Genomic DNA, 14,844 nt, shown 5'->3' with positions numbered 1-14,844 from the left:
CGCGTACCTCCTGTCGGGGTCCGCGCCCCGGTAGCAGAGTCGATGCGGCGGCCGGAGTCTCCTGACTCCCGGATCGACGCCCGGCCCCGGGCCTTCCCTTGCGGTGGCCTCGGATCTCTCCGACGGGGTGGGGACGGGCTCCCCGGTCACAGTGGCGGGACCGTCTCGGCTCTTCCCCGAGTTCCTCCCTGCCGCCGAGAGCGATCCTAGCGGCAGATAATGGAGCATGGCCTATCAGTGGCTCGCCGGGCTCACCATGGTGGTGCACTTCGCGTTCCTCGCGTACGTCGTCGCAGGCGGATTCCTGGCCTGGTGGCGGCCGTGGCTGATCTGGCCGCACCTGATCGCCGCCGGCTGGGGTTTCGCCACGGTCGTCCTCGGCCTCGACTGCCCCCTGACCTACGTCGAGGACTGGGCCCGCCGCGAAGCCGGTGAGCAGGGCCTGTCCCGCGGCTTCATCGACACGTACCTGACCGGGGTGGTCTACCCCGAACGGTTCACCGTGCCGCTGCAGGTGCTGGCCGGACTGGTCGTACTGACCTCCTGGATCGGCTTCGCCCTGCGCCGCAGGCCCGCCGGCACGGCCGACGTGCCATAGAGTGCCTGGATGATCGAGCAGCTCACGCCCGGCAGGCGTCCCGCGTTCGTCGTCAACGTCGAGGTCCACCTCCATCGCGACGGGCGCTGGCTGCTCATCAAGCGCAGCGAGAACGAGGCGCACGCCGCGGGCCTGCTGTCGGGCGTGGGCGGCAAGGTCGACCTGCCGGCCGGGCCTGCGATCCCCGACGTCCTGGAGCAGACCGCGCGGCGCGAGGTCGCTGAGGAGATCAACGTCGACCTGAGCGGCGTACCGCTGACGTACGTCGAGAGCAGCCTGTTCACCGCCGACGACGGCGACCTGGTCGTCAACGTCGTCTTCGCCGCCCCGCTCCCGGCCGACGCCGAGCCCTTCCCTGCCTCGCCCGACGAGGTCGCCGCGATCGTCCACCTGACCTTCGACGAGGCCGACGCCGACCCGGACCTGCCCCCGTGGCTCCGCCGCAGCCTCCGGCTCGCCACGGAAGCCATCCGTTGATCGGTCAACTTCACTGATTCTTGTCGTACACGGGTTCTAAACCCCTCACCGAGGTCTGCCGCCGTGTGCTCGCCTCGGGCGAACTGCCCGACAACGGCGGCGACCGTCCTCAGCTCGTGCTCACCGTCGACTACGACGGCCTCGCTCAGCGCACCGGCTCGGGGCTGCTCGACAACGGCGCGACGCTTACTCCCGAGACCGTCCGGCGCATAGCCTGCGACGCCCAGGTCATTCCCGCGGTGCTAGGCGGCGACGGGCAGCTCCTCGACCTCGGCCGGACCCGCCGACTCATCAACGGGGCCCTGCGCCGAGCGCTCGTCCTCCGTGACCGGGGCTGCGCCTTCCCGGGCTGCGACCGCCCACCTCGCTGGTGCCAGGGGCACCACATCCGGCACTGGGCCGACGGCGGTCCCACCGACCTCGACAACGCCGTGCTGCTGTGCGGACACCATCATCGCGTCGTCCACCAAGACGACTGGCAGGTCCGGCTCGGCCATGACCGGCGGCCCGAGTTCATCCCGCCGAGCTACGTGGACGCCGCCAGGCTTCCCCGCCGCAACACCTTCCACCTGCGGCCTTAGGTCGCGCCCGAGCACCGATCACACCGGGCCGAGCCGGGCTTCCACTCGGAGAACCGGCAACCGCCCGAGCAAGTGGACGGCCGCCGCTTCGCCTGCTGCTTGACCGGCACACGGTTGGCAAGGCCGGCAGCTCGCCCTCGGCATCCTGCTGGTCGACGCACGCCCTACGGCACGTCGGCAGGCCGACCGGACGCTCCGGAACGATCTCCCTTGCCTGCGGCACTGTGCCGCGATCAGACCACCAGCGTCGCGGCTCGTGCGGCGAGGCCGACGCCCACGAGCAGCACCATCGCGCTCGCGGCGTACGGCCCGGCCAGCCGGAGCCGCCGGAACCGCTCGAATCGCGCCGACCAGCGATCGCGGACCTTGAGCAGCAGCAGGCCCGCGACGGTGAGCGTGCCCGCCATGCCCAGCCCGTAGGCGAGCACGAGCAGGATGCCGAAGCCCGTCCGGCCCAGCGCGATCGCGCCCAGCAACACCACCAGCGCGGACGGGCTGGGCACCAGGCCCGCCGCCACCCCGATCGCGCCGAGCCCGAATCGGCCGCCTCCCGTGCCCTCGGCAGCATGGGAGCCGTCGTGAGAGTGCACCCGGCCGAACAGACCATGCCGATGCCCGTGCCCGTGCCCGTGGCCGTGGCCGTGCTCGTGAGCATGGCCGTGGCCGTGGCCGTGAGCATGGCCGTGGCCGTGGCCGTGAGCATGGCCGTGGTCGGACGTGCCGTGGGAGTGGGCATGGTCGTGGTCTGGGTTGTCGTGGGAGTGGGCGTGGTCGTGGTCGGACGTGTCGTGGGTGTGGGTGTGGCCGGGTCTGCGGCGCAGGGTGGCCAGCAGCATGGCGAGGCCGACGGTGATGACGATGGTGCCGCTGGCCAGGCCCAGCCAGCCGAGCACGGCCTGGCCGGTCAGGCCGGAGACGGCGGTGAGCAGGAGACCCAGGGCGATGACGCCGCCGGTGTGGGTGGCGGTGACGGTCGCGCCGACGGTCAGCGCATCGCGGGGGCGGCCCGCGCGGCCGGCGAGGTATACCGCCATCACGGTCTTGCCGTGGCCGGGAAGCAGCGCGTGGCCTGCCCCGAGCACCAGGGCGAGCAGCACGGCGAGCAGCCCGACGAGCGGGGTGAGCCGGTCCGCTCCGACGGTGTCGAGGACCTGCTGCTGCGCCCAGGCGGCCCAGCGCAGGGGCGCGGGGTCGTCGGGCCGGGCGGGCGCGCCCAGGTCCGGCGCGACCGCCGAGGTGAGGCCGTTCGGTGCGCCGGGTGGCACTGCGGCGGGGCGGGTGGGCAGGCGGGCGTCGCGGACGTCGAGCGGGGAGCCGAGCAGGTCCACAGGGTAGTCGCGCAGCTCGTTCGTGGTGCTGCGGGCAGGCACGGGTGAGTCGGGCAGGCCGACGCCGATGCCGGTGGCGGTGATCTCGCGCCAGCCGACGCGGTCGGCGAGGTGCCCGTTGTGGACGACGAGCACGGCGGGGCGGTCGAGCCGGGCGGGGGCACTCAGGGCGCAGGTGACCCGGCTGGTGGCCAGGCGGGCGGAGCCCGGTTCGAGGGTCATCGCGGCCGAGCGGACGGTCCAGGTCAGGGGGCGGTCGTCCAGGCGTACCGCCAGCTCCCGGGCGAAGGCGTCGCAGGCGGCCGCGGCGTGCGCACGCAGCTCGGGCGCGTCGGCGACGCCGTCGCCGGAGGTGTCGACCGCGCCGCGCCGCTGCAGCGTGGGCAGCTCGGCGATGTCGAGGATCGCGGTGGCGTCGACGGCGTCGGGACGCAGGGTCAGCGCGACGAGCTGGTTGATGGAGAGGTTACCGAGCGGGTGCGCGGACGCGGGGGCGGGCAGCAGCGCGAGCGCGCCGCCGACGAGCGCGACCAGCAACGTCTTACGGATCATCAGGCACCTGCCGAGGCCAGGGCCCGCGCCGCGGCGGGCGCGTCGACCGGAGAGAAGTGGGGGTTGAGCCGCAGCGCCCGCGCGAGGTCGCGGCGGGCGGCGGCGCGGTCGCCGAGGGCGAGTTCGATCATTCCCAGGTGGTACGCGTGGAGCGCGCTGCGCGCGCCGAGCGCCGCCGCGACACGGGCCAGGGGCAGCGCTTCGCGGTGCCGTCCGGCCTGGTGCAGTGCCCAGGCGAGGGTGTCGGCGACGTCGGTGTGCTTGCGCCGCTGCCACTCGCCCGTGGCCAGGCGCACCGCTGCGGCGTGGTCGCCGCGGGCCAGGGCCAGTTCGGCGGCGGCGAGGTCGTCCGCGCCTCCCCCGGCGGTCAGCAGGTCCAGGGCGGCCTGCGCCAGGGCCAGTTGCGCCTCGGCGTCGGCGGCGCGGCCGAGCGAGCGCAGCAGCAGCGCGTGCTCGACCAGCAGGGACGGGGTCGGCGAAGCCGCGGTCAGCGCGGCGTACCCGGCCAGCGCCTCGGCGGTGCGGCCGCTCGCCGCGTCGACGCGGGCGAGCCCGTGGCGCAGCGGCAGGTAAGCGGCGTCGGCGGCCAGGCCGGCCTCGTACGCGGCGCGGGCCGCGACCAGGTCCCCGTCGTGCCAGGCCAGGTCGCCGAGCTGGTGGTGGACGAAGGCCAGGTCGGCGGGCGCGATCGCGGTGGCGAGCGCCTGGGTCCACAGCTCGCGGGCCTCTTCGACCCGGCCGTGCTGTTCGAGGTCGTACGCCGCCCGGGACAACGCGGGCAGGCCCGGCCGCAGGTCGAGCATGCGCTGCGCCGCCTCGGTCGCCTCCGCGGGCCGGCCGAGCTGGGTCAGCGCGTCGGTCAGCACCCCATACGCGTCGGCGCTGAACGGATTCACTGTGATCGCCTGCCGCGCCAGCCGCTCGGCCAGCGCGAAGTCGTGCCGCGCATTCGCCAGCGCGCCGAGCCCGGCGAGCGCCGCGTCGTTGCCGACGGTCCCGGCGACCATGCCGCCGGGCGTGCGGCTGTCCACGGCTCCGGGCCCTTCGCCGGCCGGGTCCGCGGCGGACGGGCCGGGGTGCAGGCGGAGCGACTCGCGCAGCGCGCCCTCGGCCCGGGTGTAGTAGCCGGGGTCCCCGGTGATCCGGGCTCGCTCGACGTACGCGCTGCCCAGCGCCGCCCAGGTGGTCCAGTCGCCGGGCACGTCCCGCAGCCGCGCCTGCGCCTGCTCGATCGACTCGACCAACGGGTCGCCCTGGGCGTACGCGGACTCGGCGGTCCACGGCTCGGGCCCCGCGCCGAACGCGCCCCCGAGCCCGAGCAGCGCCGCGGCGGCCACACCCACCGCGATGATCCTTCGCCACATGTCTACCTCCCCTTTCGCAAGATCAGCGATGGGAAGGGCACCTTCTACAACGCGGAGCGTTGTAGAAGGTGCCCTTCCTTTCCTCAGTGGGTGTGGGCGGGCTGGTCGGGGCCGTGGGTGTCGGGGCGGTTGCGGCGGCGCATCCACCAGCCCGCGAAGAGGAGCAGGCCGAGGCCGCCGGCGACGGAGGAGCCGACCATCGCCATGGCGCCTCCGGTGGACATGCCCCCTTCGACGCCGGAGGACGCCGACGCTGGGGAGGCGTCGACCGAGGCCGGTGCGGCTGGGTTGCCGCCGCCCGTGCCGGCCGTGTTGACCCCGACCGCGTTGGGCAGGGCCACGTACGGGAACGTGTCACCGAAGGCGTTCTCGTTGGCGTCGACCTTGTCCCCGGCGGCCAGCGCGTCCACGATCTGGCCGGTCTGCGCCGCGCCGACCAGGGCCTGCAACTCGATGTCGACGACGTCGTCGGCCAGCCGCCGCCCGTTCGGGAAGCCCTGCAGGTCGCCGCCGATGACGCCGAGGCGGTTCGGGTCGGCGGTGATCGGCACGGACAGGTTCAGCCGCAGCATCTCCGACGGGCGGAACTTCGACGGGTTCACGTCGGCGTTGTTGAGCTGCGAGTTGAGGTCCGCCTTGATCGGGCCGTCGGCCTTGGTGGTGATCCCGGTCAGGAAGATCTCGACCAGGTCGTTGCGCGGGGTGGCCGGTGCGGGGATGTTGTAGATCGTCTCGATCAGCTTGGGCACCTCGGGTTCGGTGACCCGCTTGACCAGCTGTGGGATCTTCGCGTCGCCGTCGGGGCGGGAGGCGTTGAACGCGTCCTTGAGCCCGGCGGGCACGACGACCTCGTTGACCAGCGGGTTGCCCAGCCGCGAGACCTGCACCCGGTCCCCGCTGCGCGGGTCGCCGGTGCGTCCGGTGATGCGCACCCGGGGCCGCTCGGTGGTGGTCCAGACGCCGATCACGGGGTTGCGCGCGCCGTCGCCGCGCAGCGCGACGTCCTTGAACGGCACCTCCAGCGCGATGGTGTTGACGTTGTAGCCGGCCAGCGTGTCCTGCCCGGTCTCGCTGAGGTCACCGCCGTAGAGCAGGTCGAACACCCGCAGGTCCAGGAAGAACGGGTCGTCGGCCTGCCCGGCGAAGATGCGCCAGCCGCCGGGCAGTTTGACGGTGGCCTGCTCGCGCAGCGCGCCGTAGTCCGGCATGGACGCCGGGCCCACCCGCGAGGGCGCGACCGCGACGTTGCTGGCCCGGGTGCGGAAGGCCTCGCCGTTGAACGAGGACTCCAGCGTGTACGTCTGCTTGAACAGCAGGTTCTCGTCGTCGAGCGAGGTCACCGGCCCGTTGTTGAACAGGAAGGTGGAGTTGCCGCGCTTGTCGACGTTCTTGAACGTCCACCGGAAGCGGGCGTCGGGCCGCGCGTCCCCGTCGCTGTCCACATTGATCAGGTACTGCGCGTCGGTGGCGAACGGGTGGAAGTTCGGGCCGCCGTTCGGCTCCTGGAACGGCACCCAGTTCGCCACGAACGTGACGTAGCCGGGGCGGTCCGGGCTGACGAAGGCGTACAGGTCGGTCGCGTCGACGGCGGGGTCTTGCGCGATGAGGGGCGCCTCGCGGTGGCTGGACGCGCCGGCCGTGCCGGGCCCGAGCGCGTACAGCCCGCCGGAGACGGCCAGGCAGGCCGCCACGGCGAGCGCGGCCCCGGTCCGGCGGCGGGCCGGCTGGCGCAGGGTGAGTCTCATGGTCGGGTCCTCCGGTACTGAGGGGCAGACGCGCCGACCGCGTCTGTTGCCGGAGCTTCGGACCCGCCCACCCGCATAGATGGGCGCCTGTCCACTTGCCGTCACCGACCCATCCGAACGCCCCTCCGGCACCGAACCACCCCCTCATGAAAGGAAGGGCACCTTCACAACGCTCCGCGTTGCAGAAGGTGCCCTTCCTAACGCCCGATAGGCGCTGAGCAGGCCGTATGAGTGGTCAGGCCTGGGCGAGCCGGACGGTCGGGGTGACCTTGACGATCACGCGTACCTCGTCGGCCTTGCGCCACGGGTAGCTGTCCTTGCCGAGGTACTTGTAGGCGAGCTTGTCGATGTGCGCGTCCGCGCCCTCCTCGACGAACTCGACGTCGCCCTTCACCCAGAGCGTGCGGTAGTCGTTCGCCTTGTCCACGATGGAGATGCCGACCCGCGGGTCGCGGACCATGGCGTTGTACTTCACCCGGCCCTTGGCGGTGTTGAACAGGATGTGCTCGCCGTCGGTGTCGATCCACACCGGCGTGACGTGCGGCGAGCCGTCGAAGTCGACCACGCCCACGTGGGCGAGTTGGGGCTCGTTGAGCAGTGCGATGTCCTCTGCGGTCAAAATACTCATAACGCGCAATCTACCCGTCGAAGCAGGATCGGACCGGTCACTCCGCGGGCATCGGGATGCGCAGGGACATGGTGCCGCGCAGGTCGAGCCATGCGCTGCTCGGGCCGCGGACCAGCCGCATCACCACCTCCTCGCAGGACGGGCAGCGGGCGACCAGGCCGGGTGCGTGGGTGTAGACCTTCAGGCCTGCCACCGGCCCCTCGTCGCCGCAGTTGACGCAGCGCCCCATGGCCTGGGTCATGTCCGTCGCGAAGATCTCGCGCAGCGGCCCGGCCAGGGCGTTGCCGTCGGTGAAGTCGTCGGAGAAGAGTTCCATCACAGCCTCCGTCAGGTGCCGCTCGGGCCGAAGCGCTCGGTCTTCACCCGGCGGGCGTCGTGGCCCAGCGCGATCAGGATGTCGGCGACCGCCTCGACGAAGCCGGTCGGCCCGCACACGAAGCAGGACGGCCCGAAGTCCGGCGGCCAGCCGCCGTTGTTCACGTCGGCCACGCCCAGCCGCCGCGGCGGCAGCGGCCAGTTCTCGGGCGTCTTGCGGGTGTACACGTAGCTGACGTCCAGCCCGAAGTCGTCGCGCGCCCGGGTGCGCAGCTCGTCGGCGTAGTACCGGTCCTCCGGCGTGCGCGCCGAGTAGATCAGGCGGAACAGGGCCTTGCTGCCCGCCGCCCGCCGGGCCCGGATCATCGCCATCAGCGGCACGATGCCCGAGCCGCCGCCGATCAGCAGCACCGGCGCGGTGTCCGCGGACCGCCACACGAACCAGCCGCCCACCGGCCCGCGCAGCTCGATCACGTCGCCCACCGACAGGGTCTGGGTGAGGTACGGCGACACCTCCCCGTCCTCGACCAGCTGCACGGTCAGCGCCACGCGGGTGCCGTCGGCGGGCGTCGCGATGGAGTAGCTGCGCTCGGTGCTGTACCCGTCCTCGGCGGTCAGCCGCACGTCGACGTGCTGACCGGGCAGGTGCCCCGGCCAGTCCGGCACGTCGAACACGAGGGTGCGCGCACTCGGCGTCTCGTCCCGGAACTCGACCAGCCTGGCCGCCCGCCAGACCAGCCGCGGGCTCAGTCCCCCTGGTACCGCTGCTCGCGCCATGGGTCACCGTAGTCGTGGTATCCGGCGCTCTCCCAGAAGCCCGGTTCGTCGGAGTCCATCAGCGTGATGCCGCGCACCCACTTCGCCGACTTCCACAGGTAGAGATGCGGCACCAGCAGCCGGGCCGGGCCGCCGTGCTCCGGCGTCAGGTCCTCGCCGTCGAACTTGTAGACGATCCAGGCCTGCCCGTGCAACAGGTCCTCGTACGGCAGGTTCGTGGTGTAGCCGCCGTACGAGTGCACCATCGCGTAGTCGGCCGCCGTGTCCACGCCCTCCAGCAGCACATCCAGGCTGACGCCCTGCCAGTGCGTCTGCAGCTTCGACCACTTGGTCACGCAGTGCAGATCGACCGTCGGCTGCTCGCTGGGCAGCGCCATCAGCTGCTTCCAGTCCCAGCGGTGCTTCTGCCCGGCCTCTGTGACGATCACGAACTCCCACGTGTCCGTCGGCACCCGCAGCGTCGGCCCCGCCGTCAGCACGGGGAAGTCCTCGGTCAGGTACTGCCCCGGCGGCAGCCGCACCTCGCCGCCCTCAGTCCCCCGCCGCCCCCGGAACCCCGGCGACACAATCCCACCCATCCCTCACAACTACCATCCCGCCCCCGCCCCACCAACCCCTTTCACCGCGTTGATCATGAACTTATGGACGTGTTCGACGGCGTGTCGCTCCCCCAACTTCATGATCATCCAGTGGGACGGGCGGCGGCACCGGGGCGGGACGGGCATGCGAAAGGCGCGCCCGCGGGTGCGGGCGCGCCTTGGGCGGAGCGGGGTGGTGCGGGTCAGCGGTTGGCGACCGGGATGAAGTCGCGCTCGGGGGCGCCGGTGTACACCTGGCGCGGGCGGCCGATCTTGGTGGCCGGGTCGCTCATCATCTCGCGCCACTGGGCGATCCAGCCGGGCAGGCGGCCCAGCGCGAACAGCACCGTGAACATCTTCGTGGGGAAGCCCATGGCCTTGTAGATCAGGCCGGTGTAGAAGTCCACGTTCGGGTAGAGCTTGCGCGACACGAAGAAGTCGTCGGCCAGCGCGATCTCCTCGAGCTGCATCGCGAGGTCCAGCAGCGGGTCCGGCTTGGCCATGCGGCCGAGCACGTCCTGCGCCATGTTCTTCACGATCGCCGCGCGCGGGTCGTAGTTCTTGTACACCCGGTGGCCGAAGCCCATCAGGCGTACGCCGTCCTCGCGGTCCTTGACCTTCTTCACGAACGCCTGCACGTCGCCGCCCTCGGCGCGGATGCGCTCCAGCATCGACAGCACGGCCTCGTTGGCGCCGCCGTGCAGCGGGCCCGACAGCGCGTTCACGCCGGACGACACCGAGGCGAACAGGCTGGCCTGGGCCGAGCCGACCAGGCGCACCGTCGACGTGGAGCAGTTCTGCTCGTGGTCGGCGTGCAGGATGAGCAGCAGGTCCAGCGCCTTGGCGAAGACCGGGTCGACCTCGTAGCCGGTGGCCGGCACGCCGAAGGTCATGCGCAGGAAGTTCTCCACGTACCCGAGGGAGTTGTCCGGGTAGAGCATCGGCTGGCCGATCGACTTCTTGTACGCGTACGACGCGATGGTCGGCAGCTTGGCCAGCATGCGCACGGTCGAGATCTCGACCTGCTCGTTGTCGAACGGGTCCTGGCTGTCCTGGTAGAAGGTGCCCAGGGCGCTCACCGCCGCCGACAGCACGGCCATCGGGTGGGCGTCACGCGGGAAGCCCTCGAAGAACCGCTTCATGTCCTCGTGCAGCAGCGTGTGCATGCGCACCCGCTCGGTGAACTCCGACAGCTGCACTGCGGTGGGCAGCTCGCCGTACATCAGCAGGTACGAGACCTCCAGGAAGGTGGAGTGCTCGGCCAGCTGCTCGATCGGGTACCCGCGGTAACGAAGAATGCCCTCGTCACCGTCGATGTACGTGATCGCGGAGGTGCAGGCGGCGGTGTTGACGAAGCCCGGGTCGTACGTGACGTATCCGGTTTCCTTCAGCACCTTGCCGATGTCGAGCCCGGACGGGCCCTCGACGGCCGGCTGCACTTCCAGGGAGAGGTGTCCACCCGGGGTTTCCAGGTTCACATCCGCCACGACTTCCCTCGCTTTATCGGGAGCTTGTCTTACCAAAAGTTAAGTTTCAGGGTAAGCACTCGACGGCGGCATCCGCCCCATCCCGTGCTGAGGGGAGAATCACGGTCCCCGGCTTGTTTTAAGGCGACTTACCCTCTTTTCTGCCGAATTAACAGGGGTTGTGTGTCCAGAGCGACTGCCCCGCGCGGCCTCGCGTCTTAGGCTGGACCCGTGGCGACGGAGCCCCTGGCCAGCGTGGACATGTCGGGCGAGGAAGCCGAAAGATGGCTGGCCCTCGCGGTGAAGTTCGCTGTCGCCAACGTGGAATCGGGCGGCGGCGGGCCCTTCGCGTCGATCATCGTGCGCAGCGGCGAGGTCATCGGCCGGGGCGTGAACCGGGTCATCCGCGACCTGGACCCCACCGCGCACTCCGAGATCGTCGCCATCCGTGCCGCCTGCCGCCAGGCCCTGCACTTCCGCCTGCCCGGAGCGGTGCTGGTCTCCACCTGTGAGCCCTGCCCCATGTGCCTGACCGCGGCGCTGTGGGCCGACGTCGGCCGCATCGTGTACGCCGTCGACCGCCACGAGGCCGCCGCGGCCGGATTCCCGCAGGTCGAGCTGTACGACCTGTTCGAGGACCCGCAGCACAAGTGGACCGTGCCCGTCGGCAAGATCTCCATCGCCCAGGCCCAGGACCCCTTTGAAGCCTGGCAGCGCACCAAACCCCAGCGCCAACAGCAAGCGCGCCCCTGACTGACCCCGGGCCGAGCCGCTCACGCCCGGTCGCGCCGGATCGCGGTTGCAGTTTCGGGGAAAGTGCAGCTATCGACGAGCTGATACCTGCACTTTCCCCGAAACTGCAGGAGCGGGGCGGGGGCGGGGCGGTCAGGCGGGGTGGGTGGCTTTCCAGGTGGTGAGGAGGGCGGACTCGTCGTCGCGGGTGATGCCGGCCCAGGGTTTGCGGGTGGGGCCGGTGGCGAGCCAGGCGAGGGTGTCGCGCGCGGTGTCGGCGACCGGGCGCGGCGACAGGCCTGCCGCGAGCGCATCGCTGACGTCGCGGGACAGGAAGCCGGCCCACTCCGGCAGGGGCAGCCACATCGGCAGCGAACGCTCGCCCGCCCAAGTCTCGACGCCCTGCTCCGTGAGGAACTCCTGGTCGACCCAGGTCAGCTGCGATGCGGTGCCGACGCCTTCGGCGATGCCGGCGAGCATGTCCGCCCGGCCGACCGGCGCGCCGATGCCGTCGTACACGCCGGCCAGTCGCTGCTCGGCGGCCTGCACCAGCCAGGCGGCCAGGTCGCGTACGTCGATCCACTGGACGGCGTCGCCGGGTGTGCCCGGGGCCAGCACCTCGCCGCCCTCGGCCAGCCGGGACACCCAGTAGTCGAAGCGGCCCGTCGGGTCCTCGGGGCCGACGATGAGCCCGGCCCGGCACAGCATCGCGCGCTCCGGCCCGACGGCGTCGAGCAGCGCCTGCTCGCAGGCGACCTTGGCCGGGCCGTAGTTCTCCCCGGTCGCGTCGTCGGTCTCCAGGGGCAGCGCCTCCAGGAGCGGGGCCTCGGCGGCGCGCTGGCCGGGGGTGCCCTGGTCGGCGTAGACGGAGCAGCTGGACACGTACACCCAGTGCGGGATGCGCGCGCCCAGGTCGGCGACCGCGTGACGGACGTGGCTGGGCCGCCGTGCGACGTCGATCACGGCGTCGAAGTCGCCGTCGAGGCCGGCCAGACCGCCGGGCACATCACGGTCGGCGGTCACCAGGGTGGCCCCGGCCGGGATCGCTCCGGACACGCCCCGGGTGACGCAGGTGACATCGTGGCCCGAGGCCAGCGCGTGGGCGGCCACCGCGCGCCCGAGGAAGACGTTGCCGCCGAATACGAGCAGTCGCATGGGCCCCAGCATCGCCGACCCGGCACGCTATTCGCACACCCGTTCGCCATCGGCGTACCCGAGCCGCCCAGCCGTAGCGGCGTCGCGTCGCCGTGCACGACCGGCGGCGGCCACGGGCAGGTGCCGACCGGGTGCGCGGGCGCGGGAAAGACCGTCCGACTTGCCTGGCACCTGGGCGAAAGCGAGCTCAAGATACGCACAGGTGCCAGGCAAGTCCGATGATCATGCGGGGCGCCGCGGGGTCAGGAGGGTGGGATGAGGCGGTGGTCGAGGGCGGTGTGGCGGCGGCCCGCGCCGAGGGTGCGCACGGCGACCGCGAGGGCGCGGGTGGACCCGGCGAGCACGACCAGCCTCTTCGCCCGGGTGATCGCGGTGTAGAGCAGGTTGCGCTGCAGCATCATCCAGGCGCTGGTGGTCAACGGCACGACCACCGCCGGATACTCCGAGCCCTGCGAGCGGTGGATGCTGATGGCGTACGCGTGGACCAGCTCGTCGAGCTCGTCGAAGCCGTACTCGACGTCCTCGTCCTCGTCGGTGCGCACGATCAGCTTGTGGTCGTCGGGGGCCATGCCGGTGACCACGCCGACGGTGCCGTTGAACACCCCGGCCGTGCCCTTGTCGTAGTTGTTGCGGATCTGGGTGACCTTGTCACCGACCCGGTAGACCCGCCCGCCGTAGCGGCGCTCGGGCCGGCCCTCGACCGCGGGGGTCAGCGCCTGCTGGAGCAGCTGGTTGAGGTTGCCCGCGCCGGCCGGGCCGCGGTGCATCGGGGTGAGCACCTGGATGTCGCGGCGCGCGTCGAGGCCGAACTTCTTCGGGATGCGCTGCGACACCAGGTCGACGACCAGGGGCGCGGTCGCCTCGGTGTCGTCGCACTCGAAGAAGAAGAAATCAGGGAAGCCCTTGAGCTGTGGAAACTCCCCGGCGTTGACACGGTGCGCGTTGACCACGACGCCCGACTGCTGCGCCTGGCGGAAGATCTGGGTCAGCCGTACGCGGGGCACGACGTCGGCGTTGAGCAGGTCCCGCAGCACCTCGCCCGCCCCGACCGAGGGGAGCTGGTCGACGTCGCCGACCAGCAGCAGGTGCGCCCCGGGCGCGACAGCCTTGACCAGTTTGTTGGCGAGGATCAGGTCGAGCATCGAGGCCTCGTCGACGACGACGAGGTCCGCGTCGAGCGGGTTGTCCCGGTCGTAGCTGGGATCGCCGCCGGGCTGGAGTTTCAGCAGCCGGTGCACGGTGGTCGCCTCGTGGCCGGTCAGCTCGGCGAGGCGTTTCGCGGCCCGGCCGGTCGGCGCGGCCAGCACGATCTTGGCGCGCTTGGCGCGGGCCAGCTCGACGATCGACCGTACGGTGAAGCTCTTGCCGCAGCCCGGACCGCCGGTGAGCACCGCGACCCGCTCGGTGAGCGCGAGCCGCACCGCCTGCTCCTGCTCGGGGGCGAGTTCGTGGCCGGTACGGGTCTTGAGCCAGGCCAGGGCCTTGGTCCAGTCGACGCCGTCGAACACGGCCAGCCGGTCCCGCGAGGTGTTGAGTAGGGTCAGCAGGCTGCCGGCCAGGCCGCGCTCGGCGCGGTGGAACGGCACCAGGTAGATCGCGGGCACCAGGCCGTCGGTGCCGGGCACGTCCTCGCGGACCACTCCCTCCTCGTCGATCAGCTCGCGCAGGCAGGTCGTGATGAGGTCGGCGGGCACGCCCAGGTCGGCCCCGTCCTTGTCCGTGACGGCGAGGATCTTCGCGGCGGCGGTGGTGAGGTTCGGGGCGGGCAGGAAGCAGTGGCCGTTGTCGGCAGCCTCGCTCAGGGTGTGCTGCAGGCCGGCCTTGACGCGCTGCGGGCTGTCGTACGCGATGCCGACCGCGCGGGCGATGGTGTCGGCGGTGCGGAAGCCGATCCCCCACACGTCGGCGGCCAGCCGGTACGGCTCCTCGCGGACCACCGTGATGGAGCCGTCGCCGTACTGCTTGTAGATGCGCACGGCGAGCGAGGTGGACACGCCCACACCCTGCAGGAAGATCATGACTTCCTTGATCGCCTGCTGCTCCAGCCAGGCCGCGGCGATCAGCTTGGTGCGCTTCGGGCCCAGTTTCGGCACCTCGATCAGGCGCTGCGGCTCGGACTCGATGACCCGCAGCGTGTCCACGCCGAAGTGCGCCACGATGCGCTCGGCCAGCCGCGGGCCGATGCCTTTGACCAGGCCGGAGCCGAGGTAGCGCTCGATGCCGACGATGGTCGCGGGCAGCACCGTGGTGTAGTTCCACACCTCGAACTGGCGGCCGTAGCGCGGGTGCGAGGTCCACCGGCCGGTCAGCCGCAGGCTCTCCCCCGGCTGCGCGCCCAGCAGCGCACCGACGACGGTGAGCAGGTCGTTGCCGGACTTCTCGGTCGCCACCCGGGCGATGGTGTAGCCGGTCTCCTCGTTGGCGTAGGTGATCCGCTCCAGCACCGCTTCGAGCACGGTGCCCGGCGGCCGGCTCGGCGCGGCGGCCGGGGGCGAAGTCGACACGGTCACTCCGACATGGTGCCGCAGCGGTGCGTCGAAACGGCGGC

General features: G+C 71.9%; 14 protein-coding genes and 1 riboswitch. Of the genes, 4 read left to right on the top strand and 10 right to left on the bottom strand.

Annotated features, from left to right (window positions below; genetic code table 11):
• Positions 1-35: 35 nt before the first annotated feature.
• Positions 36-225, bottom strand: a riboswitch (cobalamin riboswitch).
• Between the two features lies 1 nt (position 226).
• The 3 genes from AB0B66_RS04300 to AB0B66_RS04290 are packed head-to-tail and all read left to right on the top strand — an operon-like array spanning position 227 to position 1,656.
• Complete coding sequence (locus AB0B66_RS04300; protein ID WP_360522650.1) at positions 227-598, top strand: DUF2784 domain-containing protein; 372 nt, start codon at positions 227-229, stop codon at positions 596-598.
• Between the two features lie 9 nt (positions 599-607).
• A complete protein-coding gene (locus AB0B66_RS04295; protein WP_360522647.1) occupies positions 608-1,075 on the top strand; it encodes an NUDIX domain-containing protein in 468 nt (155 codons plus the stop codon).
• A gap of 20 nt (positions 1,076-1,095) precedes the next feature.
• A complete protein-coding gene (locus AB0B66_RS04290; protein ID WP_360522644.1) occupies positions 1,096-1,656 on the top strand; it encodes a DUF222 domain-containing protein in 561 nt (186 codons plus the stop codon).
• A gap of 233 nt (positions 1,657-1,889) precedes the next feature.
• Here AB0B66_RS04290 and AB0B66_RS04285 read toward each other — a convergent pair whose 3' ends face one another.
• The 8 genes from AB0B66_RS04285 to AB0B66_RS04250 all read right to left on the bottom strand — a co-directional run bounded on the left by AB0B66_RS04285 (position 1,890) and on the right by AB0B66_RS04250 (position 10,430).
• On the bottom strand, positions 1,890-3,536 hold the full coding sequence (locus tag AB0B66_RS04285) for a hypothetical protein (protein ID WP_360522641.1): 1,647 nt from the start codon (positions 3,534-3,536) through the stop codon (positions 1,890-1,892).
• Positions 3,536-4,900: a hypothetical protein gene (locus AB0B66_RS04280; protein ID WP_360522638.1), complete on the bottom strand. Its 1,365-nt coding sequence runs from the start codon at positions 4,898-4,900 to the stop codon at positions 3,536-3,538. The genes AB0B66_RS04285 and AB0B66_RS04280 overlap by 1 nt, the downstream gene beginning before the upstream one ends.
• Positions 4,901-4,983: 83 nt before the next feature.
• A complete protein-coding gene (locus tag AB0B66_RS04275) occupies positions 4,984-6,645 on the bottom strand; it encodes a DUF4331 domain-containing protein (RefSeq protein WP_360522635.1) in 1,662 nt (553 codons plus the stop codon).
• Positions 6,646-6,880: 235 nt separating this feature from the next.
• Positions 6,881-7,273: a PPOX class F420-dependent oxidoreductase gene (locus AB0B66_RS04270; protein WP_360522632.1), complete on the bottom strand. Its 393-nt coding sequence runs from the start codon at positions 7,271-7,273 to the stop codon at positions 6,881-6,883.
• A 37-nt stretch (positions 7,274-7,310) separates the two neighbouring features.
• Positions 7,311-7,589, bottom strand: a complete 279-nt coding sequence (locus AB0B66_RS04265) for a DUF6510 family protein (RefSeq protein ID WP_360522629.1) — start codon at positions 7,587-7,589, stop codon at positions 7,311-7,313.
• Positions 7,590-7,600: 11 nt separating this feature from the next.
• Positions 7,601-8,365, bottom strand: a complete 765-nt coding sequence (locus AB0B66_RS04260) for a ferredoxin reductase (protein ID WP_360522626.1) — start codon at positions 8,363-8,365, stop codon at positions 7,601-7,603.
• Positions 8,335-8,931, bottom strand: a complete 597-nt coding sequence (locus AB0B66_RS04255; RefSeq protein ID WP_360522961.1) for a sulfite oxidase-like oxidoreductase — start codon at positions 8,929-8,931, stop codon at positions 8,335-8,337. Before AB0B66_RS04255 ends, AB0B66_RS04260 begins: the two co-directional genes overlap by 31 nt.
• Positions 8,932-9,146: 215 nt before the next feature.
• Positions 9,147-10,430, bottom strand: a complete 1,284-nt coding sequence (locus tag AB0B66_RS04250; RefSeq protein ID WP_203694184.1) for a citrate synthase — start codon at positions 10,428-10,430, stop codon at positions 9,147-9,149.
• Positions 10,431-10,640: 210 nt separating this feature from the next.
• On the opposite strand from AB0B66_RS04250, the gene AB0B66_RS04245 reads away from it, so the two are divergent.
• Positions 10,641-11,162 (top strand): nucleoside deaminase, encoded by a 522-nt coding sequence (locus AB0B66_RS04245; protein ID WP_360522622.1) that lies wholly within the window; start codon positions 10,641-10,643, stop codon positions 11,160-11,162.
• Between the two features lie 132 nt (positions 11,163-11,294).
• On the opposite strand, the gene AB0B66_RS04240 is transcribed toward AB0B66_RS04245, so the two are convergent.
• Positions 11,295-12,296, bottom strand: a complete 1,002-nt coding sequence (locus tag AB0B66_RS04240; RefSeq protein WP_360522619.1) for an NAD-dependent epimerase/dehydratase family protein — start codon at positions 12,294-12,296, stop codon at positions 11,295-11,297.
• 242 nt (positions 12,297-12,538) lie between these two features.
• Positions 12,539-14,800: an ATP-dependent RecD-like DNA helicase gene (locus AB0B66_RS04235; RefSeq protein ID WP_360522958.1), complete on the bottom strand. Its 2,262-nt coding sequence runs from the start codon at positions 14,798-14,800 to the stop codon at positions 12,539-12,541.
• Positions 14,801-14,844: the final 44 nt, after the last annotated feature.

The organism is Catellatospora sp. NPDC049111, from assembly GCF_040648615.1.
Taxonomy (GTDB): domain Bacteria; phylum Actinomycetota; class Actinomycetes; order Mycobacteriales; family Micromonosporaceae; genus Catellatospora; species Catellatospora aurea.
This window is presented reverse-complemented; position numbering and strand designations above follow the sequence as displayed.

What these genes read in the sequence shown, in the direction of transcription:
- AB0B66_RS04300 (WP_360522650.1), top strand. Translation starts at nt 227, where the DNA reads ATGGCCTATCAGTGGCTCGCCGGGCTCACCATGGTGGTGCACTTCGCG.
- AB0B66_RS04295 (WP_360522647.1), top strand. Translation starts at nt 608, where the DNA reads ATGATCGAGCAGCTCACGCCCGGCAGGCGTCCCGCGTTCGTCGTCAAC.
- AB0B66_RS04285 (WP_360522641.1), bottom strand. Translation starts at nt 3,536, where the DNA reads ATGATCCGTAAGACGTTGCTGGTCGCGCTCGTCGGCGGCGCGCTCGCG.
- AB0B66_RS04280 (WP_360522638.1), bottom strand. Translation starts at nt 4,900, where the DNA reads ATGTGGCGAAGGATCATCGCGGTGGGTGTGGCCGCCGCGGCGCTGCTC.
- AB0B66_RS04275 (WP_360522635.1), bottom strand. Translation starts at nt 6,645, where the DNA reads ATGAGACTCACCCTGCGCCAGCCGGCCCGCCGCCGGACCGGGGCCGCG.
- AB0B66_RS04270 (WP_360522632.1), bottom strand. Translation starts at nt 7,273, where the DNA reads ATGAGTATTTTGACCGCAGAGGACATCGCACTGCTCAACGAGCCCCAA.
- AB0B66_RS04265 (WP_360522629.1), bottom strand. Translation starts at nt 7,589, where the DNA reads ATGGAACTCTTCTCCGACGACTTCACCGACGGCAACGCCCTGGCCGGG.
- AB0B66_RS04260 (WP_360522626.1), bottom strand. Translation starts at nt 8,365, where the DNA reads ATGGCGCGAGCAGCGGTACCAGGGGGACTGAGCCCGCGGCTGGTCTGG.
- AB0B66_RS04240 (WP_360522619.1), bottom strand. Translation starts at nt 12,296, where the DNA reads ATGCGACTGCTCGTATTCGGCGGCAACGTCTTCCTCGGGCGCGCGGTG.